19 protein-coding genes are annotated in these 21632 nt (G+C 62.3%); 13 read left to right on the plus strand and 6 right to left on the minus strand.

What is annotated here, in order from left to right; genetic code table 11:
* Positions 1-359 precede the first annotated feature (359 nt).
* The 5 genes from BLP10_RS02315 to BLP10_RS02335 all read left to right on the plus strand — a co-directional run bounded on the left by BLP10_RS02315 (position 360) and on the right by BLP10_RS02335 (position 6691).
* Complete coding sequence (locus BLP10_RS02315; RefSeq protein ID WP_091129174.1) at positions 360-2471, plus strand: S9 family peptidase; 2112 nt, start codon at positions 360-362, stop codon at positions 2469-2471.
* A 49-nt stretch (positions 2472-2520) separates the two neighbouring features.
* Positions 2521-4944, plus strand: coding sequence for a PAS domain-containing protein (locus BLP10_RS02320; RefSeq protein WP_091129178.1), 2424 nt, complete (start codon positions 2521-2523; stop codon positions 4942-4944).
* A 228-nt stretch (positions 4945-5172) separates the two neighbouring features.
* Positions 5173-5778: a PAS domain-containing protein gene (locus BLP10_RS02325; RefSeq protein WP_175493743.1), complete on the plus strand. Its 606-nt coding sequence runs from the start codon at positions 5173-5175 to the stop codon at positions 5776-5778.
* A complete protein-coding gene (locus tag BLP10_RS02330; RefSeq protein WP_091129186.1) occupies positions 5775-6140 on the plus strand; it encodes a GAF domain-containing protein in 366 nt (121 codons plus the stop codon). Before BLP10_RS02325 ends, BLP10_RS02330 begins: the two co-directional genes overlap by 4 nt.
* A complete protein-coding gene (locus BLP10_RS02335; RefSeq protein WP_091129190.1) occupies positions 6137-6691 on the plus strand; it encodes a hydrolase in 555 nt (184 codons plus the stop codon). The genes BLP10_RS02330 and BLP10_RS02335 overlap by 4 nt, the downstream gene beginning before the upstream one ends.
* Here the strand turns inward: BLP10_RS02335 and BLP10_RS02340 are convergent.
* Positions 6684-7649 (minus strand): hypothetical protein, encoded by a 966-nt coding sequence (locus BLP10_RS02340; protein ID WP_091129194.1) that lies wholly within the window; start codon positions 7647-7649, stop codon positions 6684-6686. The genes BLP10_RS02335 and BLP10_RS02340 overlap by 8 nt on opposite strands.
* A gap of 176 nt (positions 7650-7825) precedes the next feature.
* Between BLP10_RS02340 and BLP10_RS02345 the strand changes: the two genes are divergently transcribed.
* Positions 7826-8425: a superoxide dismutase gene (locus BLP10_RS02345; protein ID WP_091129196.1), complete on the plus strand. Its 600-nt coding sequence runs from the start codon at positions 7826-7828 to the stop codon at positions 8423-8425.
* Between the two features lie 58 nt (positions 8426-8483).
* Here BLP10_RS02345 and BLP10_RS02350 read toward each other — a convergent pair whose 3' ends face one another.
* On the minus strand, positions 8484-9326 hold the full coding sequence (locus tag BLP10_RS02350; protein WP_091129199.1) for a ChbG/HpnK family deacetylase: 843 nt from the start codon (positions 9324-9326) through the stop codon (positions 8484-8486).
* A 78-nt stretch (positions 9327-9404) separates the two neighbouring features.
* Between BLP10_RS02350 and BLP10_RS02355 the strand changes: the two genes are divergently transcribed.
* Both BLP10_RS02355 and murJ read left to right on the plus strand, forming a co-directional pair.
* The gene (locus BLP10_RS02355) at positions 9405-10409 is read left to right on the plus strand and encodes a glycosyltransferase family 2 protein (RefSeq protein ID WP_091130087.1); all 1005 of its coding nucleotides are present in this window, start codon (positions 9405-9407) and stop codon (positions 10407-10409) included.
* Positions 10410-10412: 3 nt separating this feature from the next.
* On the plus strand, positions 10413-11939 hold the full coding sequence (gene murJ, locus BLP10_RS02360) for a murein biosynthesis integral membrane protein MurJ (RefSeq protein ID WP_091129203.1): 1527 nt from the start codon (positions 10413-10415) through the stop codon (positions 11937-11939).
* A gap of 3 nt (positions 11940-11942) precedes the next feature.
* Here the strand turns inward: murJ and BLP10_RS02365 are convergent, their stop codons facing one another.
* Both BLP10_RS02365 and BLP10_RS02370 read right to left on the minus strand, forming a co-directional pair.
* Entirely contained in the window at positions 11943-12662 is a 720-nt protein-coding gene (locus BLP10_RS02365) for a DUF1194 domain-containing protein (protein WP_091129206.1), read from the minus strand.
* Between the two features lie 371 nt (positions 12663-13033).
* The gene (locus BLP10_RS02370) at positions 13034-13909 is read right to left on the minus strand and encodes a branched-chain amino acid aminotransferase (RefSeq protein WP_091129211.1); all 876 of its coding nucleotides are present in this window, start codon (positions 13907-13909) and stop codon (positions 13034-13036) included.
* Positions 13910-14026: 117 nt separating this feature from the next.
* Here BLP10_RS02370 and BLP10_RS02375 point away from each other — a divergent pair, with 117 nt between their 5' ends.
* Complete coding sequence (locus tag BLP10_RS02375) at positions 14027-14737, plus strand: haloacid dehalogenase type II (RefSeq protein WP_091129215.1); 711 nt, start codon at positions 14027-14029, stop codon at positions 14735-14737.
* A 71-nt stretch (positions 14738-14808) separates the two neighbouring features.
* Here the strand turns inward: BLP10_RS02375 and BLP10_RS02380 are convergent, their stop codons facing one another.
* Together BLP10_RS02380 and BLP10_RS02385 are read right to left on the minus strand one after the other, a co-directional pair.
* The gene (locus BLP10_RS02380; RefSeq protein ID WP_091129219.1) at positions 14809-16191 is read right to left on the minus strand and encodes a dipeptidase; all 1383 of its coding nucleotides are present in this window, start codon (positions 16189-16191) and stop codon (positions 14809-14811) included.
* A 433-nt stretch (positions 16192-16624) separates the two neighbouring features.
* On the minus strand, positions 16625-18166 hold the full coding sequence (locus BLP10_RS02385; RefSeq protein ID WP_091129223.1) for a helicase HerA-like domain-containing protein: 1542 nt from the start codon (positions 18164-18166) through the stop codon (positions 16625-16627).
* A gap of 139 nt (positions 18167-18305) precedes the next feature.
* Between BLP10_RS02385 and BLP10_RS02390 the strand changes: the two genes are divergently transcribed.
* The 4 genes from BLP10_RS02390 (at position 18306) to BLP10_RS02405 (ending at position 21605) form a co-directional block, all read left to right on the plus strand.
* Complete coding sequence (locus BLP10_RS02390; RefSeq protein WP_091129226.1) at positions 18306-18686, plus strand: DUF2267 domain-containing protein; 381 nt, start codon at positions 18306-18308, stop codon at positions 18684-18686.
* Positions 18687-18835: 149 nt separating this feature from the next.
* Positions 18836-20695 (plus strand): methylmalonyl-CoA mutase family protein, encoded by a 1860-nt coding sequence (locus BLP10_RS02395; RefSeq protein ID WP_091129230.1) that lies wholly within the window; start codon positions 18836-18838, stop codon positions 20693-20695.
* 46 nt (positions 20696-20741) lie between these two features.
* A complete protein-coding gene (locus BLP10_RS02400; protein ID WP_091129234.1) occupies positions 20742-21119 on the plus strand; it encodes a hypothetical protein in 378 nt (125 codons plus the stop codon).
* 117 nt (positions 21120-21236) lie between these two features.
* On the plus strand, positions 21237-21605 hold the full coding sequence (locus BLP10_RS02405; protein WP_091130091.1) for a hypothetical protein: 369 nt from the start codon (positions 21237-21239) through the stop codon (positions 21603-21605).
* The last annotated feature ends 27 nt before the right edge of the window (positions 21606-21632 follow it).

Consider the following 21632-nt stretch of genomic DNA (forward strand, 5'->3'; position numbering starts at 1 on the left):
CGCAAGCAATGCTTGCGTCATTCTTGAACCGCACTTTACTCGCACAGAGACCGTGCCTGCCCGTTCAGGTATGTCAAATTCACCCCGAACACAAGATCATTCAAAGGAAAACTTTGGAAAACTTGGGGTCAACTTTCAGTGTGCAATAAACATAGGTTTAACGAACGCGCAACACGGAAACGGATTGCAGCAGCACAATATTGAATTCGTAGTCATTGCAATCAGAAGAAGTAGCTATAAAGCGCGGACTGAAGAAACAAGGCGACGATACTGTAAGCCGAAGGCGCGGACCTCGCATGGGAAATCCGAGTTATGTATGCATAATCATCCCTGCCCAAGCCCCTGACCCGGACAGTTTCATGAAAATCGAGCGCCTTCCGTCCCGCCCCCTGCCCGCTGCGCCGGTCACGCCGGCAAAGCCGTACAGCTTCGAGGTGCATGGGAGGACGATCCGGGACGACTATGCCTGGCTGAAGGACGAGAACTGGAAACAGGTTCTGAAGGATCCAGCAGCCCTCGATTCGTCCATCCGCGCCTGCCTGGAGCAGGAGAACGCCTATGCCTCTGCCGCCTTCGCCGGCACAGAGGATTTTCAGGCCAAACTCGTGGCCGAGATGCGCGGACGCATCAAGGAGGACGATTCATCCGTCCCCCAGCCGCACGGCCCCTTCGCCTATTTCACCCGCTACCGGGAAGGCGGGCAGCATCCCCTCGTCTGCCGCCAGCCTCGAGACGGCGGCGATGAGACGATCATGCTCGACGGCGACAAGGAAGCCGCGGGCCATGCGTTTTTCCAACTCGGAGGCGCGGACCATTCTCCGAACCATCGCCTTCTGGCATGGGGCTCGGACGTCAAGGGCTCCGAATACTTCACGATCCGCATCAGGGACCTTGAATCCGGCCAAGACCTTGCCGATGCGGTGCCCCACACCTCGGGCGGGGTCGTGTGGCTCAATGACAATTCAGGCTTCTATTATGTGGAGCTCGACGAGAACCACCGGCCCGTCAGGGTCCGCCGCCACCTGATCGGCACTGACCCGGCTCAGGACGAGGCGATCTATGAGGAAAAGGACCCGGGCTTCTTCGTGAAGCTCGGAGTGACCCAATCGGACGCTTTCGTTCTGATCGAGGCGAGCGATCACGAGACCTCGGAGGTCTGGCTCCTCGACCGGTCCGATGATTCCGCCGCGCCACGCCTCATCGAAGCCCGCACCCCGCAATTGCAATATGACGTGGAGCATCATGGGAACAGCCTGATCCTCCTCACGAACGCCGATGGCGCGGAAGACTTCAAGATCATGACCGCGCCGGTCGCGACCCCCGGCCGTGCCCATTGGAAGGATCTCGTTCCCTATCGCCCCGGAACGATGATCCTCTCCGTCGTGGCGCTTGCACGCTATCTGGTGCGCCTGGAGCGGGAGAACGCGAATCCGCGGATCGTCCTGCGGGAGATCGAAAGCGGCAGGGAGGAAAGCATCGCCTTTCCCGAGGAGGCCTATTCGCTCGCCTTCAGCCCCGGCTACGAGTTCGACACGGATGTGATCCGTTACCATTACTCGTCCATGACCACTCCGACCGAGGTCACGGACTACAATCTCCGCACCGGCGAGCGCACGCTGCGCAAGCGGCAGGAGGTTCCGAGCGGGCACAACCCCGCCGATTACGTGACCCGCCGCCTGTTCGCCATCGCGCCCGATGGGGAGCAGGTGCCGATCTCGATCCTGCACCGGCGGGAGGTCGTCCTCGACGGTTCGGCTCCCTGCCTCCTCTACGGATATGGCTCCTATGGCATGTCCATGCCCGCCAGCTTCCGCACGAGCATTCTCTCCCTCGTGGATCGGGGCTTCCTCTATGCCATCGCCCATATCCGCGGCGGCACGGAAAAAGGCTGGCGCTGGTACCTCGACGGCAAGCGCGAGAAGAAGACGAACACGTTCAAGGATTTCATAGCCAGCGGCGAGGCCCTGATCGAGGCGGGCTATACCTCCCGCGGACGGATCGTCGCCCATGGCGGCAGCGCGGGCGGCATGCTCATGGGGGCGGTGGCCAACATGGCGCCGGAGCTCTTTGCCGGGATCGTCGCCGAGGTGCCTTTCGTCGACGTGCTCAACACGATGCTGGATGCGGACCTACCCCTCACCCCTCCCGAATGGCCCGAATGGGGAAATCCGGCATCCGATGAGACGGCTTTCCATACCATTCTGTCTTATTCGCCCTATGATAACATTAAGTCCCAGGTGTATCCTGCAATCCTGGCGCTCGCCGGTCTCACCGACCCGCGTGTGACCTATTGGGAACCCGCCAAATGGGTGGCGCGGCTCAGGGCTACGATGACGGGAGGCGGTCCGATCCTGCTCAGGCTCAACATGGATGCAGGCCATGGCGGGGCCGCAGGGCGCTTCGACCGCCTTGAGGAGGTTGCTCTCGCCTATGCTTTCGCGATCAAGTGCATTGAAGGGTTTCATGCCTGATGCAGCCTGTCGTCACGATAACCTGCAGCCCTGTCGAGAGTGAGCGTGAATGAGTAAGCGCGAAAGTGTGTCGGCATCCCGGGACAAGACATCTCCCAAGCGAGACAAGGCCCCTCCAAAAGAGGGAGACCAGTCCCGCGCCGCCGATCAGCAGAGGATTGCGGAACTCGAAAACCGGCTGAGAGCGACGGACCAAGCCCTGCGCTTGAGCACCAGCAAGCTTCGCATGGCGCTCGACATCGGCAAGCTCGGCTCGTGGGAGCGTGATCTCGAAACCAATATCGTTACCGGCTCTCCCGCCTTCAGGACCTATCTCGGACTGCCGCTCGATGCCGAACTCACCTACGAGGATTTGAAGAAGACCTTCCACCCCGGCGATGCGGAGCGCATCGCGCAGGCCGTTGCCTATTCCCTTCGCACCAGAACCGACTTCAACATTGAGCATCGCGTCATTCGCGGTGACGGTCGTGTCGGGCGCGTTCTCGCGAGAGGCGGCCCGGTCTTTGAGGGAGACAAGCCCATCCGCATCGCGGGGATTCTTCTGGATGTAACGGACCGGGAAAAGGCCAGGGAAGAAGCGACCCTCGCCCACCGCCGTCAGGAGTTCCTGCTGGAACTGAACGATCAGATCGGCACCCTCGACGATCCGGCCCTCATCATGGAGACGGCCGCCCGCAGCCTCGCCCTGTTCCTCAAGCTCGATTCCTCAGGCCTCGGAGAATTCCGCGACGAGAGAAGCAGCGTGCTGATCGAGCGGGAGTGGTCGAAAGGCCTCATCAACAATGAGGGGCACATACAGCCTTACAGCAGCATTCCTCAGGACGTCTGGAACCTCTTCAGAGCTGGTCAGCCGCTTGTCGTAAACGACGTAAAGACAGACCCTCGACTGAGTGCCCCGGAACTTCAGGAGATGTTTGCCAGCACCAATGTCAGGACCACCATCAGCGCGCCTGTTTTGAGAAATGGGCGGCCGACGGCGCTGCTTTATGCCAGCACTTCGCAGCCCAAGGAGTGGACGAGCGAAGAAATAGCGCTCGTGGAAGATGTCGCGGAGCGCACCTGGATAGCGGTGGAGAAAGCCAGCGCCGAGCGGGAGCTGCGCGAGACCGAAGCCCGTTTCCAGATGATCGCCGAATCTCTCCCGGCTTTCGTGTGGGTTCTCAACCCCAATACCGAGCTTACCTACACCAATCAGTGGTGGGTCACTTACTCGGGCTTCCCGCCGGAAGAGGCTCTCGGCCATAGCTGGACCCGCGCCATTCATCCGGATGACTGGGCCAGAATGACCGAGGAACTCAAGCTGGTGGTAAGCGGTCAAACCCCCTACGAGACGGAGGCGCGCTACCGTTCGGCGCAAGGCGAATATCGCTGGCACCTCATTCAGGGAGCGCCCATCCACTCGGCTACCGGCGAGTTCAAGGGATGGGTCGGAACAAGCGTCGACATCCACGACCTGAAAGTGACTGAGGAGCGGTTGCGCAGCAGCGAGCTGCAGCTGCGCATCGCCCTTGATGCCGCGAAGATGGGCGACTGGACGTGGGACATAGCTACAGACGCCATGACCCTATCCGACAGAAGCACCGAAATCTTCGGGCTTCCTCACGGCACGGAACGGACCTGGACCCAGCTGTCCGGGCAGCTGTATCCCCCGGATGCTGCCAAGGCACTTGCTGCCATGGAAAAGGCTGCGCAGGCACGGGCGGACTATAGCCTGGAGTACCGGATCCGAAGGGCGGATACCGGAGAGCGCATCTGGGTCGCGTCTCAGGGGCGGACGATCTACGACATGAACGGTGCCTTCATGGGGATGTCCGGGGTGGTTCAGGACATCACCGATCGAAAGCATGCGGAAGAACGACAGCAGCTGCTGATCCGTGAGCTGCATCACCGGGTGAAGAACACTCTCGCCACCGTCCAGGCCATCGTGGGGTCGACTGCCCGCACCGCGACCAGCATCGACGATTTCTACCAGGGCTTCGTCGGGCGCATCGTTTCGCTTGCCCGCACTCACAATCTCCTCACCGAAGACCTTTGGCAGAAAGCGGACCTGAAGGAGCTCGTGGAAACCGAGCTCGGGCCCTATGAGGATGAAACGCGCAACCGCATCATCATCGAAGGCCCGCATGTGGAACTGCCCTCGGAGGCCGCGGTGCCGATCGGCATGGCCATGCACGAGCTGACAACCAACGCCGCCAAGCATGGAGCCCTGTCGACCTTCGGCGGACAGGTGGAAGTGCGCTGGCATATCGAGCCTGGCGCCGAGCGCCCGATGCTGCATTTCAACTGGATTGAGAACGGTGGTCCACGGGTGACTGCTCCGGCGCGCCAGGGCTTCGGATCGCGTCTTTTGCAGCGCGTGCTGACCACGCAGTTGCAGGCAGAAGTGAAGATGGATTTTCAGGAGCATGGACTGCATTTCACCATGACGATGCCCATTCCAGGCGAGCCTCCCCTCTTCAATCCGGACAAGTAATGCAAAGCCCGCATCTCGGCAGGCATTGGGCATGCGAAAGATGAAAGTGACGGAGTGTGCGAAATACCTTAGAGGCTGGGAAAAGCATCTTTAAGAGCATCTATGATGACGAACTCAGCTGGGGCGCCTAACCTATCGTCAGGCGGCTTGAGGCAACTCAAAAACGCAGACCTTTCTGCAGGCTCAACGGGCGAGTTGGAATATCTACTGAGCAGCGACAAGCTGCGGATGGCCTTGGACATCGGCAAGCTGGGAGCGTGGGAGAGAAATCTCGAAACCGGTGAAGTAACGGGCACCTCGATCTGCAAGATGTGTTTCGGCTTGCCGCCCGACGCCTCCCTCACCTTCGAGGCGCTTCAGGGCATGATCCATCCCAGCGACGCCGACCGCCTCGATCAGGCCGTTGCTTTCTCCCTGAAAACGAGAACGGACTTTCAAATCGAGCATAGGGTCATCCGGATCGACGGACGGCTCGGGCGCGTCCTGGTCAGAGGCGCCGCCGTCTATGACGATCATGGCAGGCCCATCCGGCTCGTCGGCGTGGTCCAAGATCTGACCGAGCGTGAAAGAATCAAAGACGAGCTGAGCCTCGCGCAGCGTCGTCAGGAGTTCCTTTCGAAGCTCAGCGACCAGATTGGAAATGAGGACGATCCTTTCAAAATCATCGAAACGTCAGCCAGGAATCTCGCTCAATTCCTGAAAGTCGACAGCTCAGGCTACGGCGAGATCTTCGAGGACAGAGATCTCGTCGTGGTCGAAAGAGAGTGGTCGAAGGGTCTCTTGAGCAATGAGGGACGCGTCGAAAAGATCAGCGATCTTCCCCCGAACTTCTGAACGCCTTTCGGAAGGGATTGCCTGTCGCCACGGAAGACGCCCTGAATGATCCTTGGATAAAGGATGATCCCGAGAAGGTAGCTTTCTATACAAGCTCGAATGTCAGGACGATCCTCTCAGCCCCGCTTCTCAAAAAAGGCAAATTGGTAGCGATCTTCTACGTGAGCTCATCCCAGCCTCGAGTGTGGCCCGCCGAGGATATCGCTCTGGTGCGGGATGTGGCCGACCGTACTTGGATGGCCGTGGAGAAAGCGCGCACTGAGCAGAAACTGCGCGAGGCGCAGGAGCGCCTGCGGCTGACTGCCGGGACCTCGCGCTCCAGCCATCCGCTCCTTAGCAATCGGGATGAACCAAACTCATGATCCTCAGCGCGAAGCATTCAAGCCTTGTTGTCGTCGATCTGCAGGCCCGTCTCATGACCGCCATTCACGATGGCGCAGCGGTTGTCGCAAACACGAAGATCCTTCTCCGGGCAGCCGCGCGGCTTGGCGTCCCCATGACAGTCACGGAGCAGTACCCGAAAGGCCTTGGCCCGACGGTGCCCGACGTCATCGAGAGCCTTCCCAACGATACTGTGATCCTGCCCAAAGTGACTTTCTCGGCCATGCGCGATTCCGCGACGGCGGAGAGAATGTCACTCCTGCGCGGCGAGGGCCGCAATCAGGTCGTCCTTTGCGGCGCGGAATCGCACATCTGTGTCCTGCAAACGGCTTTGGATCTCAGAAGCGCAGGCCTGGACGTCTTCGTGGTCGCCGATGCGGTATCGAGCCGCTCACCGCACAGCGTTAGCGCTGCCTGCGCGCGGCTGCTTCATGCAGGCTGTCATTGGGTGACAACGGAGATGACGGTTTTCGAATGGATGGAGAGGGCTGCGACGGACGATTTCCGGGCCCTCTCTCCCCTGTTCAAGTAGCGGAGCTTCCGCCTTCTCCGCCCGAGGCGATGAAGGCCTTCAGTTCATCGAGAGACTGGAAACGGAAGACGCCGCCGGGAGTCTGCGCCTCGATGGAGCCGTCGGAGAACATCACATAGGTGTTGTCGCCGGAATTATAGGTGCCGATGATCATAGCATCGGAGCGCGGCTCTTCTTCTGCCTTCTCCTCGGAAGCCTGCTCTGCAACCGGCTCATCCAGCAGGATTTCGGTTTCGGGTTCAAACTCGGGCTCCGGCTCGCGCTCTGCGACAGGCTCGACAGCCGGCTCGAGGATGTCGTCGCGATCAAGCTCGCTCCGGCGTTCGTCCTCAGGCTCGTCCAGCTTGGGCTCATCGTCGAAGAAGGACGTCTCGGAAGGCGTCGTCCGCGTTTCCACATAGGTGTCCCGCAGCCGGTCGGCGAGCAGGAAATCGGGCACCTTGACCTCGAGGTCCTCGTCCCGGCGCTCCACGTTTTCAGCGACAGTCCTGGGCGGGAACGGAACCAGCGGCTCGCTGGGCTTCGCAGCCTCGGGCTCTTCCCGATCTTCGCGGTTCTCGAGGACAGGCTCGTCGGGTCTGTTGTCGTCCCCGAAAAGCGGCAGGTCTGGCTGCTTCTCTTCCGGCTGATCCTTGCTCTCGCTGCGACCGAGCATGCGGCCACCGAGCAAGCCGCCGGCAAGAGCGGCCATGGAAAGTCCCGTCGACGAGGTCGGCGCCTCCTCCCGGAGTTCTTCATCGAACGAAACCTGAAGGCGGGCAAGCTCGGTCTGAATACCGGTCAGCTTGGATACGGCAGCCGTGATGCCGAGCAGAAGAGCACCGCACGCGGCGCTGAAGCTGCCAGCGATGACCATGGTCCAGCCACGTTCTATCAGAACGATTTCCCAGCCGAAGAAAACGGCCAGTAACCCGCCTACGATCATCGCAAAAGCGAGGGCCAGAAGAGCGATGATCATGCCGTCTCCATCATACGCAAACCAAGGTTTTCATAGGCAAAGCTATGCCTCTATAGGCGAAAGGCAACCTCATGGAAAGATTGGGCAGAAAAAAGTCCGCGCGTCAGCCGTTGCTCTTGAGCCGGGGGAGCTTTAACTAACGCATCACAGGTCGCTCAATGATGAAGGAGACGCCGATGTCGTTCACTCTGCCCGAACTGCCCTACGCCTATGATGCCCTGCAACCCTATATGTCGCGCGAAACCCTGGAGTTTCACCACGACAAGCATCATGCGGCTTACGTCAACACCGGCAACAACCTGCTGAAAGGCACGGAATTCGAAGGCAAGAGCGTCGAGGAGGTCGTGAAGGGCTCCTACGGCAAGAACCAGGCTCTCTTCAACAATGCCGGCCAGCACTACAATCACATCCACTTCTGGATGTGGATGAAGCCCAATGGCGGCGGCGCGCTTCCCGGCAAGCTCGAGAAGAAGATCGTCGAGGACCTCGGCTCCGTCGAGAAGTTCAAGGAAGACTTCATCCAGGCCGGCGTCGGCCAGTTCGGCTCCGGCTGGGCGTGGCTCGCCGTGAAGGACGGCAAGCTCACGATCATGAAGACGCCGAACGGCGAGAACCCGCTGGTCCATGGCGCCGAGCCGATCCTCGGCTGCGACGTGTGGGAGCATTCCTACTACATCGACTACCGCAACCGCCGTCCGGACTACCTCAAGGCCTTCCTCGAGAACCTGGTGAACTGGGAGCATGTCGAGGAAATGTTCGAGACTGCTTCGAAGTAAGCCGGCTTTTGACGCGATATGAAACGGGCCTCTTCGGAGGCCCGTTTTGCTTTGGCCGCTACAATCCGGGAACGAGGCTAATCCCCCGATCCTGCAGCATGGCGCCGAAAGCGTCGGATTTCAGGTACTCGAATTCCGCAGCCCTGCTCTCGACGGCCGGATCGAGCGTTCGCAACTCGTCATCCACATGGCCCGGATGGCACATGACAAGCGGGCTTGCTCCCAACCGCGACAGCGCCGTTTCGAAGATCCGCTCCACAGGCACAGAGAGGTCGAAGGGAGCAAAGCCTGAGAAGCCCCTGTTCGTCGCAAAGCCGGAAGCATTCGCCTGCCGCGCGAAGCCCCGGGCGAGGCCTTTGACGAGAAGTGCCTTTCCACGTCCCACGGAGCGGCTCAGGATCGCCACCGCCCTGTCCGACGGATCCCGCAGCCAGACGCGCCCGGCATAGCCCTTCTCCTTGAGCACCTGCAGCAAGGCGGCTCTCACGTCGGGCAGCACATGGACGTGCTGATGGCCGTCGACGAAGGACGGCGCCTCACCGAATGCATCCTCGAACGCGTCGAGCTGGCGCGAGATCTCGCGCGCAATCTCGTCGCGATCGAGCCGCCCCTTGAAGGACATGCCCAGGAGAGCCTCCAGAAGGGGCAGCCGCCCTGACGGAGCAAGCCTCGGCATTTCGCCTAAAGGCGAGCCGGTCGTGAGGTTGAGATGAAGGCCGATCCCGATCCGTCCCTTCAGGGGCTCCAGATGCCCCGCGTTTCGCCGCCAGCCCGGCATGTTGGTCATGGCGCCTGTCGCCGAGATACGGCCCATCTGCGCCAGCTCCGCGATGCCTCGGCTTACGCCATCGGTGAGGCCATAATCGTCGGCGCACAAAATGACGTTGCGGAATATAGGCATAGCCCCCTCAAAATCGGCTTTGCCGCACCCTACCCCTCTTGAGGAAAGGCGCAAACTCGGTTCTTGATGCGGCCGAACATGAAGGGTTTCAAAGTCGTGGCGTCTCCCAAGCTCAGCGTCATCATCCCGGTCCATAACGAGAGCGCCAATATCGGCCCGCTCTCCTCGCGCCTCTTTCCGGTCCTGGAGAGGATCGGCCTTCCCTGGGAAGTGATCTTCGTGGATGACGGCAGCCGGGACGATACCCTGGAGGCCATTCGAACCCTGAGCCTCACGGAGCCCCGCGTCGGGGCGGTCTCCTTCAGCCGCAACTTCGGCAAGGAAATCGCCATCGCCGCCGGTCTCGACCATGCACGGGGCGACGCAGTCGTCATCATGGATGCGGACCTCCAGCATCCGCCGGAGATGATCGAGGCTTTCGTCGAGCGCTGGCGGGAGGGCTACGACATGGTCTACGGCCAGCGCACCGACCGCTCCGACGAGACCCGCACGAAGCGCGGCTTCGCGCACCTGTTCTATCGCCTGTTCGCGCGGTTCGGCGAAATCACCCTGCCCGAAGGCGCAGGCGATTTCCGCCTCATCGACCGCAGGGGCGTCGAGGTTCTGCGCCTGCTCGGCGAGAAGGCGCGCTTCTCGAAGGGGCTTTACGCCTGGATTGGGTTCAAGGGCACTGGCGTGCCCTTCGTGGTGGAGGAGCGCCAGTTCGGCGCATCCAAGTGGAGCTTCAGAAAACTCTTCCGCTTCGCCTTTGACGGCATCGCCGCGTTCTCGACGGTTCCCTTGCGGATCTGGACCTATCTCGGCTTCCTGATTTCGTTCCTCTCGATTGCAACCGCCTTCTTCTTCGTGGTTAGGACGCTTCTGTTCGGCACCGACCTCCCCGGCTTCCCGAGCCTGATCGTGTCGATCATGTTCTTCTCCGGCATCCAGCTCATGTCGCTCGGCATCATCGGCGAATATGTGGGCCGCATCTTCGCAGAGGTGAAGCGCCGCCCGCTCTATGTGGTGGCCGAGCGGATCGGCGGCGCGGCGGAAGTCTCGAACCAACTCGTTCCCGAAAACTACATGCTGCGCCGGGCCTGACCGATGTTCAAAAAAATCGTCTCCGTCGGCGGCTGGACGCTGGTCTCACGCCTTACCGGCTTCATCCGGGATGTGGTGATCGCCGCCGTGATGGGCGTCGGCCCCGTGGCCGACGCTTTCTTCGTGGCCTTCCGTATTCCCAACCACTTCCGCGCCATCTTCGGCGAGGGTGCTTTCAACAGCGCCTTCCTGCCCACCTATGCGCAGGTGCTCGAAAGCGAGAGCCAGAGCGCCGCGAAGTCTTTCGCCAGTCGCATCACGACGCTCATGCTGATCGTGCAGATCGCGCTTCTCATCGTGGCGTTTCTCGCCATGCCCTATGTCGTGCGGCTTCTGGCGCCCGGCTTCGCCGACGATCCCGCGAAGTTTGAACTCGCCGTGTCGCTGACGCGGATCACGTTTCCCTATCTTCTGCTGATCACCGTCGTCACGATCTATTCAGCCATCCTCAACGCGCATGATCGTTTCTGGGCGGCGGCGGCCGCACCGGTTCTCCTGAACGTGACGATGATCGCGGCGCTTGCGGTCGCGTTCCTCTTCCCGAATGCGGGCTATGCGGCGGCCTGGGGCGTCACTGCCGCAGGCATTTTCGAATTGCTGCTGGTCTGGGCATCGGCGCGCCGCCTGAACGTTTCTCCCCGCCTTGAAAAGCCGCGCGGCGACAAGGCCATGAAACGTTTCTTCAAGGCGCTCGGCCCCGCCATCGTCGGCTCCGCGGGCGTGCAGCTTGCGATCTTCGCCGATACGATCATCGCCTCGTTCCTGCCGACGGGCGCTGTCTCATCGCTCTATTACGCAGACCGCCTCTATCAGCTTCCCCTCGGCGTGATCGGCATTGCCGCCGGCACCGTGCTTCTGCCCGAGATGAGCCGCCGCATCGCGGCGGGCGACGAGGCAAGCGCCTATGCCGCGCAGAACCGCACCGTTGGCCTGACGCTTGCTCTCGCGGCGCCGTTCTTCGTGGCGTTTCTGGCGATGCCCGATCTCATCATGTCCGCGCTCTTCCAGCGCGGCGCATTCAGCGCCGATGCGGCGCAGCGCGCAGGCGCTGTGCTCGCGGCCTACGGCCTGGGCCTTCCTGCAGCCGTGCTGATCCGCTCAGCCGTCTCGAGCTTCTATGCACGCTCGGATACCACGACACCGCTCATCGCCTCGCTCACGGCGGTCGGCGTGAACATCGTCGTGAAGGTCCTGCTGATGGACACTTACGGCGTCGTCGGCCTTGCCATCGGTACGGCGATCGGCGTTTGGGTCAACCTGATCCTTCTCTTCGTCCTCGCTTATCGGCGCGGATGGACGGCGCCGAACCGCGCCCTCGGCAAAACCTGCATGATCGTGGCCGCCGCAAGCGTGCCGCTTGCTGCTTTCGCATGGTTCGCCCCTGCTCTCTTGAGCCGATGGACCGCGCTCCTCCCCTTCTGGCAGAACGAGACCCTGCTTGGCGGGCTTGGTATCCTGGGCGCAGCGATCTATGGCGCCGTCCTTCTCGCCGGGATGAAGGTGGCAGGAGTCAGGCTCGCGCGCCGTTGAGCTTCAGCGGGCGGCGTGGCGTGTCGCCCCGCCCGTCCCTGCGATTTCCGTCAGCAGCTTTCGCCGCGCGGCAAGAGCAAAGGGCTGCGTCTCGTCGGCGATCTCCACGAAGGAGCCCGGACCACCGATCACGTTCTGCCCGTAATAATCCTCGAGCGACATGCCGCCCGGACCGCCCGGACGGCCGCTGCCCGGCCTGCGGATAGCAAGCGCGTTGATGGTGAACCCCTTGGCCAGCGCATCGGCCCGCGCCTGCTCCAGCGATCGGCCGTTCATGTTGGGGCCGTCGCCCGACACGTCGATGACCTTGCGCGTGCCCTCATGCGCGTTCTGCTCCACGAGGCGCACGGAGAAATCGATGGCGTTGGAGATGGAATTGTAGCCATAGGCTCCGCGAGGAGCGCTCATGAGCTTGTCGGCGAACACCTTCGCGCTCGCCTCGTCCCGGATCACATGCCAATCGACGATGAGAACCTGCGAACTCGGTCCGCCCCATTCCATATAGGCCACCGCAATCGCGCCAGTGGGGCCGTCATTGATCCCGTTCAGAACCTCGGCACTGGTCAGCGCATCGGCCCACCCTTTGCGTTGCAGGCGAAGCTCGTCGTCGTCGATGGAGCCGGAGCCGTCGGCTGCGAAGACGAGTTCCAGATCGACCGATTCCGCGAGGGCCGGCGCTGTCATGAGACTGAGGGCAAGGAGGCTTTTGAGGATCAGGCGCATCGGAGGCTCCGGGAGAGGGCACGATCCGAAGCCATGTAGGGCAGCAGCACACCAAGGCTGCACTTTAAGATTCACAACTGCGTCATGGCCGGGCTTGACCCGGCCATTCGCTTTTTATCCTGTCTTCTCCCCTTTCCCGAGAGTCTGCCTTATCAAGCGGCGGCGAGATTTCCCTCCCCCTTGTGGAGAGGGCCAGGGTGGGGGTTGTCGGCGTTACGTCTTGAAGCAGTGGCGCTTACACCCCCACCTCCAACTCCTCCCCACAAGGGGGAGGAGAGGTTCCTGCGCTTTACGAGCCAGCGTTTTAGGATGAGGCTATCTGGTGAAGGCATGACCCCCCGGATCAAGTCCGGGGATGACGGTCGGCTACCTTACGCCGCCTTGGTGACGGGCTGCGAATGGGCATAGGCCCAATACAGCTCGCGGGCGCGACGGTAGAACGGGCCGGGCTGGAGATCGCGGCTGTCGATGCGCAGCACCGGCATCACCTTGGAGTAATTGCCCGAAATGAAGATCTCGTCCGCAGCCGCGAAATCCTCATAGCGCAGCGTGCCCTCGACCACCTGCACGCCGTCGTCGCGAAGCAGCTGCATCACGCGCTGCCGCGTGATGCCATTGAGGAAGGTGCCATTCGGGAACGGCGTGTAGACCACGCCGTCCTTCGCCATGAACACGTTTGACGTCGCTGTCTCGGCCACATTGCCCAGCGCATCGCAGACGAGCGCGTTGTCGAAGCCCTTTTCCTTCGCCTCGCGGATCACGCGGGCATTGTTCGGATAAAGCGCGCCGGCCTTGGAATCGGTCGGCATGGATTCCAGGGTCGGGCGGCGGAAGCTCGATTTCATCACCGACAACCCGCCCGGCACCGGCATCGGGGCCTCGAAGAGCGAGAGGCAGAACTGGGTCGATTCCGGATCGGGCGCGATGGTGGCCAGGCCCTCGGCCTCGCCCCAATACATGGGCTTCACGTAGAGCGCCGTGTTGGGAGCGAACTTCTTCACGCCCTCGCGCACCAGATCGACGATGGCCTGGGGATCCATGGTGGGCTTCAGACCGATGGTGCTCGCCGAACGGTTCACGCGGGCGCAGTGCAGGTCCATATCGGGCATCACGCCCTCGAACACGCGCGCGCCGTCGAATACCGAGGAGCCAAGCCAGGACACGTGGGAACGCGGACCGATGAGAGGCGGATTGCCTTCCTGCCATGCGCCGTTGAACCAGTTCCAGGTCTGCGAATACCAAGCCACGTGTCTCGTCCTTTTGGGTCAGAATGCCTGCCCTATCGAATCCCTTCGGGCTCCACGCGTCAATCATCCGATAGGCTTGGACAAGATAAAGTCTTGTGATGGGATGCATGAAGGGAGATGATCGGTCGATCCACCTTACCAGGAGCTACACCGTTGCCATCCGTCATTCCCGCCGGCACCAAAGCCGTTGTCTTCGACGCTTATGGCACGCTGTTCGATGTTCATTCGGCGGTGGCGCGGCATGCGGCGCAGATTGGCCCGGAGGCCACGCGGCTGTCGGAGCTGTGGCGCGCCAAGCAGCTCGAATATTCCTGGGTTCTCTCTCTCGCCGGACGCTACGAATCCTTTTGGTCCCTGACCGAGAAGGCGCTCGACTACGCCTTTGCCCGCTGCTCCACGGCAGATTACTCCGTCCGCCCTCTCCTGCTCGATGCCTATCGCGGGCTCGATGCTTATCCGGAGGTCCGCATTACTCTGCAGGCCCTTCGAGACAGAGGCTTGCGCACGGCCATCCTGTCGAATGGCGATCCCGCCATGCTGAGCGCTTCCGTTTCCTCTTCCGATCTCGGCAACGTTCTCGATGCGGTGCTCTCCGTCGATGCGGCGAAGATCTTCAAGACGAGCCCGGACGCCTATCAACTGGCCCTCGAAGAGCTGTCGCTGAATCTGGACGAAATCGTCTTCGTCTCCTCCAACCGCTGGGACGTCGCGGGCGCCGCCGTCTTCGGCTTCACGCCGGTCTGGGTCAACAGGCTTGGAATGCCGGACGAATACACCGACATCCCTCCGCGTGCGGTCATCGATAGCCTGTATGGGTTGCTGACCTGATCCGTTCAGGACTTCGTGGGCGCAGCCCCACCTCTCCCCGGTGGGGAGAGGTGCGTCAGCTAGACCTGCTCCTACTTCGCAAGCGCCGCGAGAATCCGCGCCCATGAGCGCGTGCCCTTGTGGAAGCTCTTGAGGTCGTACTTTTCGTTCGGCGAATGGATGCGGTCGTCGTCGAGGCCGAAGCCCACGAAGAGCGTATCGAGGCCGAGGATGCGCTTGAAGTCGCCGCCGACCGGAATCGAACCGCCTGAGCCGATCACGACGGTTTCCTTTTTCCATTCATCGTGCAGCGCGGACTTTGCCGCCGTCAGCGCCGGGAAGTCATGCGGCAGCGCCAGCGCACGGGAGCCCTTGTGCTTGATGAACTCCACCGAGCAGTCGGCGGGAATGCGCGCCCGCACGAAGGCCTGGAAGTTGTCGGAGATCTTCGCAGGATCCTGATCGCCGACGAGGCGGAAGGAAATCTTGCAGCGGGCTTCCGCCGCGATCACGGTCTTCGTGCCTTCGCCCGTATAGCCGCCGATGATGCCGTTCACGTCACAGGTGGGGCGTGACTGGATCTGCTCGATGAGCATGCGGTCCTTTTCGCCTGCCGAATGCTTGAGGCCGATCGGGCCGAGGAAGCTCTCTTCCGTGAGCCCCAGACCCTTCCACTGCTCGAGCACCTGCGTCGGCGTTTCCGGAACGCCGTCGTAGAAGCCGGGGATCGTGATGCGGCCGTTCTCATCGTGAATGTCGGCGATGATCTTCGACAGCACATGGATCGGGTTGCGGGCCGCGCCGCCGAACATGCCGGAGTGCAGGTCGCGATCCGCGCAGCGCACGATCACTTCCTCATAGACCATGCCGCGCAGCGACGAGGTAACGGCGGGCGTGTTCTGATCCCACATGCCGGTGTCGCAGACGAGCGCCACATCGGCCTTCAATTCATCCTTGTTGGCCTCGATGAACTCCGGCAGGAACTTGGAGCCGTCCTCCTCCGCGCCTTCCACGAGGAAGGTGATGTTGATCGGCAGAGAACCGGTCACCGCCTTCCATGCGCGGCATGCCTCGACAAAGGTCATCACCTGGCCCTTGTCGTCCGAGGAGCCGCGGGCGCTGATGGCCTTGCGGCCATCGGGCAGCGTGATGATGCGCGGCTCGAAGGGTGCCGTCTCCCACAGGTCCAGCGGATCGACCGGCTGCACGTCGTAGTGACCGTAGAACAGCACATGCGGCTTCGCCTCGCCCTTCGCATGAGCCACGACGGCGGGATGACCGCCCGTCTCGCGGAGCGAGGCCTCGATGCCGATGCTCTTCAGATCGTCCACGAGCCACTGTCCGGCCTTGCGGCAATCGTCCTTGTAGGCGGGGTCGGTGGAGATCGAGGGCATCTTCAGCCACTGGAACAGGCGCTCCAGGGAGGCATCGAGATCGGCATCGATCTTGGAGAGAACTTGGTCGAGCTGGGACATGAGGGTCCTTTAGGTTGAAGAATCTGTCCGGTTGCGCGGCAAGGTGCTCCTAAGTCAGGCGGGCCGCAAGGGGGCAGAGTTCAAGGCCGTTATTCCAAGGGTGCGGAGCGGAACCTGGGATCACAAGACGGGAATGGCGCGCGTCCCTCCCTCTTACGGGCAGAGGTAAGGGTCAGGCAGTCAAAGCGCTGCGCTTCATCCAGACCGCACGACAGGCCTACGGCACATCCCCTCTCCCGGATGGGAGAGGGGCAGGGGTGAGGGAGTGCTCTCTCCGGACAAGGCTCAGTCCTAACCGCTCGGGAGAATTGGATCAGCGCTTCACTGGTTCAGCCGCTCACCCGGTCGATCGACCCCCACCCCTACCCCTCCCCGCAAGGGGGAGGGAACACGCGCCTCATCCTTCGACGCTCCCGGCTCACCTGCGCAAGACTTACCGCCTCAACAACCCGCCCAGCGTTCCGCGCACGATCGCGCGGCCGATGGAGCTGCCCTGGCGTCCGCCGATGGACTTGCCGATCTGGGCCGCGATGTTGCCGACCGTCTGGTTGACGACCGTGCGGGTGACTTCACGGGCGACCTTCTGGCCCACCGTCATCGAGCCTTTACGCTGCGGGCCACCGGTGCCGAAGAGACCGCCGATCATGTCGAGGATGCCGCCTCCGCCCTCTGCCGCCTTGGCGTCGGCAGCCGCCTGTTCGGCGCGCTTCGCCAGCATTTCATAGGCGGATTCCGGATCGATCGCCTGATCGTATTTTCCTTTCATGGGGCTCGCATTCAGGATCTGCTGGCGCTCGCTCAGCTCGATGGGACCGACCTGCGCCATGGGCGGCGCGATGAGCGTGCGCTCCACCATGGAAGGCGCGCCCTTGCCCTCCAGCGTCGAGACCAGCGCCTCGCCGACGCTCAATTCCGTAATCGCCTTTTCCGTATCGAAGGCCGGGTTCTGCCGGAAGGTTTGGGCGGCGACACGCACCGCCTTCTGCTCGCGCGGCGTGTAGGCGCGCAGCGCATGCTGCACGCGGTTGCCGAGCTGGGCCAGCACCGTCTCCGGTATGTCGACCGGATTCTGCGTGATGAAATATACGCCCACGCCTTTCGAGCGGATGAGACGCACCACGCGCTCCACCGTCTCGACAAGAGCCTTCGGCGCATCGTTGAACAACAGATGCGCCTCGTCGAAGAAGAAGACGAGCTTGGGCTGGTCCAGATCGCCCACCTCGGGCAGCTCCTCGAACAGCTCGGACATGAGCCACAGCAGGAAGGTGGCGTAGAGGCGCGGATTGCTCATGAGCTTGTCCGCCGCCAGAATGTTGACGACGCCGCGCCCGTCGCGGTCGGTGCGCATCAGGTCCTTGATGTCGAGGGCAGGCTCGCCGAGAAACTCGTCGCCCTGCTGGTTTTCGAGCACGAGGAGCTGACGCTGGATCGTGCCGATGGTGGCCTTCGACACGTTGCCGTAAGTGGTGGTGAGCTCGCTCGCATTGTCCGAGATGAGCTGCAACAGCGCACGCAGATCCTTCAGGTCGAGCAGCAGCAATCCCTGCTCGTCCGCGATGCGGAAGGCGATGTTGAGAACACCCTCCTGCGTGTCGTTGAGATCGAGAAGGCGGGAGAGCAGCAGCGGCCCCATCTCGGAGATCGTCGCGCGAACGCGATGCCCCTGCTCGCCGAAGATGTCCCAGAACACTACGGGAAACTGATCCGGCCTGTACTCGATGCCGATTTCCTGCGCGCGCTTGACCAGAGGCTCCTTGGCGTTGCCGGGTGCCGCTATGCCGGAGAGGTCGCCCTTGATGTCGGCGGCGAAGACCGGAACGCCCGCGTTCGAAAAACCTTCCGCCAGAACCTGCAGTGAAACTGTCTTGCCTGTGCCGGTTGCGCCCGTGACGAGCCCGTGGCGATTGGCAAGCCGCAAGTCCAGATACTCGGGCTTGGTGCTTTTGCCGATGAAGATCTTTCCGTCCTCGAGCATTGTTCGTCTCTCCAAAATCTCTCAAAGGATCTTAGAAGCCCTGTCGCCAGTTTCTACTGTTAAGACTTTTCGTTTGAGATTTAGCGACTAAATAGTTTAGAGCTAAACCATCTTATCAATCCAGCACTAGGAGAATCATATGGACGAGCTCCTCGCCCGCGTGACGCAGAAGACCGGCCTCGATCAGGCGACCGCCCGCAAGGCCATCGGCCTCATCCTCGGCTACCTTCAGAAGGAAGGCCCGCAGGCTGAGGTGAACAAGCTCATCGAAGCCCTGCCTGGTGCCATGGACGCCATCGAGCAATCCAAGACCGGAGCCAGCGGCGGCCTCATGGGCATGGTCGGCTCCATGGGCGGCGGCGTCATGGCGCTGGGTGGCCAGCTCATGGGCATCGGCGTCTCCATGGGCCAGATGCAGCCCCTCGGCAAGGAGCTCTTCGCCTATGGCCGTGAGAAGGCCGGCGAGGACACGATGGGCACCATCATGGGCTCGATCCCCGGCCTGTCCCAGTTCGTCTAAGACAATCGCTCAGGCGTCATCCCGGATCGGCTGCGTCGCTCGGGATGACGCTTCGAAGCCTCCCCCGCCCTTTGGGGCATTCCCACATCCCGTCCGACCCACTATCTTCCCGCGCAACTCAGCTTGCCCTCCTCCGGATGGGGATATTCATGGACGATCTCTCTCTTGCCGCCGACTTTCCTCAGGCTACCCGCGAGCAATGGCTCAAGCTGGTCGAAGGAGTGCTGAAGGGAGCCGATTTCTCGAAAAAGCTCGTCAGCCGCACCCACGATGGCATCGAGATCCAGCCGCTCTATCCGAAAGCGGAAGGGGCTGGCCGGATTGCGCGCGAACAGGCCGGCTGCTGGCGTGTCTCGCAGCGGGTCGACCATCCCGATCCGGCCAAGGCCAATGAGCTTGCTCTCGTCGATCTCGAGGGCGGCGCCGATGCGCTGACCCTCGTCACGCATCGAGCGCCCGCGGCGCGGGGCTTCGGCGTCAAGGCAGAGAGCGTCGAGGATCTCGACAAGGCGCTCTCAGGCGTGATGCTCGACCTGATCCATCTGCGCCTCGATGCAGGCCGTCAGGGCCGCGTCATGGCGCAACTCCTGATCGCGCTAGCGGAAAAGCGCGGACACAAGCTCTCCGACCTGTCCCTCGACCTCGGCATGGATCCCATCGGCGGGCTTGCCGCGCAGGGCGGCATGTCGGTGGAATGGCACGAGATGACAGCCCGCATGGGCAGCATGCTGACGAGCCTTGCCGAAAAGGGTTTCAACGGCCGCGCCTTCATCGCCGATGGCCGCGCCTATCATGAAGCGGGCGCGAGCGAGGCGCAGGAGCTGGCTGCGGTTCTCGCGACAGGCGTAACCTATCTGCGCGCTCTCGAGGCTCAGGGTCATTCCCTCGATGCCGCGCGACAGGCGCTTTCGTTCCTGCTGGTCGCGGATGCGGACGAGTTTCTGACGGTCGCGAAATTCCGTGCCCTGCGCCGTCTTTGGGCTCAGGTCGAACAGGCCTGCGGCCTCGAACCGAAGCCCATCCGCCTGCATGCGGAAACAGCCTGGCGGATGACCACGAAGCGCGATCCGTGGGTGAACATGCTGCGCGCGACGGTTGCGACCTTCTCAGCCGGGATCGGCGGCGCGGATGCGATCACGGTGCTGCCCTTCACGGCGGCGCTTGGCCTGCCGGATGCATTCGCGCGCCGCGTGGCGCGCAACACGCAATTGATCCTGCTCGAAGAGTCGAACCTCTGGCGCGTGGCCGACCCTGCCGCGGGGGCGGGAGGATTCGAAGCGCTGACCGATGCCCTCTGCGAGAAGGCCTGGATCCTGTTTCAGGAGCTTGAGCGCGAGGGTGGCATTCTCGAGAGCCTGAGGGCGGGCTCGCTTCAAAACCGCATCGCCGCCACCTGTGCGCAGCGCGAAAGGACCGCGGCCACCCGCAAGGAGCCGATCACCGGCACGAGTGAATTCCCGAACATCCATGAGGCGGATGTCACGGTGCTGATGCCCTCAGCCCCTGACGCGAATGAGAACGCCGATCCCTCCGCCGTGACGGTCGAGCCCCTGCCCTCCATCCGCACGGCTGAGGCGTTCGAGCGCCTGCGCGATCTGTCGGATGCCTACCTCGCAAGGACAGGCGCGCGCCCAAAGGTGTTCCTCGCCAATCTCGGCCCGATCTCGGCGTTCACGGCGCGCGCGACCTTTGCCAAGAATTTCTTTGAGTCGGGCGGAATAGAAGCCGTTACCAACGACGGCTTTTCGGACAATGCGAAGCTCCGTGAAGCCTTCCTTGAAAGTAAAGCCGAGCTTACATGCATCTGCTCCTCAGATGAAATTTATGCAACTCATGCGGAGGACGCCGCGAAAACCTTGCATGAGGCCGGATCACCTCCCATCTACCTGGCAGGACGACCGGGCGATCGCGAAGAAGAGCTGACCCGGGCCGGAATCACCACTTTCATCTATGCCGGGTGCGACACCCTCAAGGTTCTGAGCGAGGCCCTCGACAAGGCCGGTGCCTGAGCCTTTGAACCGTCCTCCCGGCCATTTGAACCGGGAGAACGGTTTCATGAATCTTGCGAAGAGTACGGCTGTGGCCCTGGGCCTCGGCATGACCCTGATCGGCGGCGCCATGGCTGCTCCGGCCTCCAAGCATGACGGCACCTGGAGCGTGCGCATGGTGACGGATTCCGGCATCTGCGACGCCAGCTACAACTATTCCATCGCCATCGATAACGGGAATGTGCGCTACATTCCTGCTCCCGGCGATTCACCGACCACCGTGTCGGGCCAGATCGGGCCGAACGGCGCCGTCGATCTCGATATCCGCCGCAGCATAGCCAAGGTCGATGCCAATGGCCGGCTCAGCGGCAAGTCGGGCGCGGGCACTTGGCAACTGGGCATGCTCGGCTGCGCGGGACGCTGGACGGCCCAGAAGCGCGCCTGAGTCAATTGGGCCGCCTCATTATGGCCGCCGCATCGCCCGATGCGGCGGCTTTTTGCTGTCAGGAACCGCGCCGGGAATCCTCACGTTATTCCAGCCTCTGATGTCATGGAGTTTTCGATGCGTAGGATGTCCTGGCTCGGCGCGGCAGCTATTGCTGTTTCCTTTCTCGCGCCCGGGGCCCAAGCTCAAACAAACCGCTTCGACGGAAACTGGAGCGTGGAAGTCGTCACCGAACAGGGCAGCTGCGACCGGGCCTATCGCTATTCCGTGATCGTGCAGAACGGCCGCGCCCGCTATGGCGGGCCCGAGCAGTTCGACGTGAACGGCCAGGTTCGGTCCAACGGCTCCGTTTCAGCCAGCATTTCCCGCGGCCAGGACCGCGCGAACGTCACCGGAAGCCTCTCGGGCAATACGGGAAGCGGCACATGGCGGACATCGGGCGGGCGCGTCTGCTCGGGCGTCTGGAACGCCGAAAAGCGAGGCTAGGCCTAGACGATGCGCCGATAGCCTCAT

Origin of the sequence: Microvirga guangxiensis (genome assembly GCF_900102135.1) — a bacterium.
GTDB classification, from domain to species: Bacteria; Pseudomonadota; Alphaproteobacteria; order Rhizobiales; family Beijerinckiaceae; genus Microvirga; species Microvirga guangxiensis.

Coding starts and splice junctions, on each gene's coding strand:
- BLP10_RS02375 (WP_091129215.1), top strand. CDS start 14,027: ATGATCGGTCGATCCACCTTACCAGGAGCTACACCGTTGCCATCCGTC.
- BLP10_RS02405 (WP_091130091.1), top strand. CDS start 21,237: ATGCGTAGGATGTCCTGGCTCGGCGCGGCAGCTATTGCTGTTTCCTTT.
- BLP10_RS02400 (WP_091129234.1), top strand. CDS start 20,742: ATGAATCTTGCGAAGAGTACGGCTGTGGCCCTGGGCCTCGGCATGACC.
- BLP10_RS02325 (WP_175493743.1), top strand. CDS start 5,173: ATGGCCTTGGACATCGGCAAGCTGGGAGCGTGGGAGAGAAATCTCGAA.
- BLP10_RS02385 (WP_091129223.1), bottom strand. CDS start 18,166: ATGCTCGAGGACGGAAAGATCTTCATCGGCAAAAGCACCAAGCCCGAG.
- BLP10_RS02380 (WP_091129219.1), bottom strand. CDS start 16,191: ATGTCCCAGCTCGACCAAGTTCTCTCCAAGATCGATGCCGATCTCGAT.
- BLP10_RS02390 (WP_091129226.1), top strand. CDS start 18,306: ATGGACGAGCTCCTCGCCCGCGTGACGCAGAAGACCGGCCTCGATCAG.
- BLP10_RS02340 (WP_091129194.1), bottom strand. CDS start 7,649: ATGATCATCGCTCTTCTGGCCCTCGCTTTTGCGATGATCGTAGGCGGG.
- BLP10_RS02315 (WP_091129174.1), top strand. CDS start 360: ATGAAAATCGAGCGCCTTCCGTCCCGCCCCCTGCCCGCTGCGCCGGTC.
- BLP10_RS02350 (WP_091129199.1), bottom strand. CDS start 9,326: ATGCCTATATTCCGCAACGTCATTTTGTGCGCCGACGATTATGGCCTC.
- BLP10_RS02365 (WP_091129206.1), bottom strand. CDS start 12,662: ATGCGCCTGATCCTCAAAAGCCTCCTTGCCCTCAGTCTCATGACAGCG.
- BLP10_RS02345 (WP_091129196.1), top strand. CDS start 7,826: ATGTCGTTCACTCTGCCCGAACTGCCCTACGCCTATGATGCCCTGCAA.
- murJ (WP_091129203.1), top strand. CDS start 10,413: ATGTTCAAAAAAATCGTCTCCGTCGGCGGCTGGACGCTGGTCTCACGC.
- BLP10_RS02320 (WP_091129178.1), top strand. CDS start 2,521: ATGAGTAAGCGCGAAAGTGTGTCGGCATCCCGGGACAAGACATCTCCC.
- BLP10_RS02355 (WP_091130087.1), top strand. CDS start 9,405: ATGAAGGGTTTCAAAGTCGTGGCGTCTCCCAAGCTCAGCGTCATCATC.
- BLP10_RS02395 (WP_091129230.1), top strand. CDS start 18,836: ATGGACGATCTCTCTCTTGCCGCCGACTTTCCTCAGGCTACCCGCGAG.
- BLP10_RS02335 (WP_091129190.1), top strand. CDS start 6,137: ATGATCCTCAGCGCGAAGCATTCAAGCCTTGTTGTCGTCGATCTGCAG.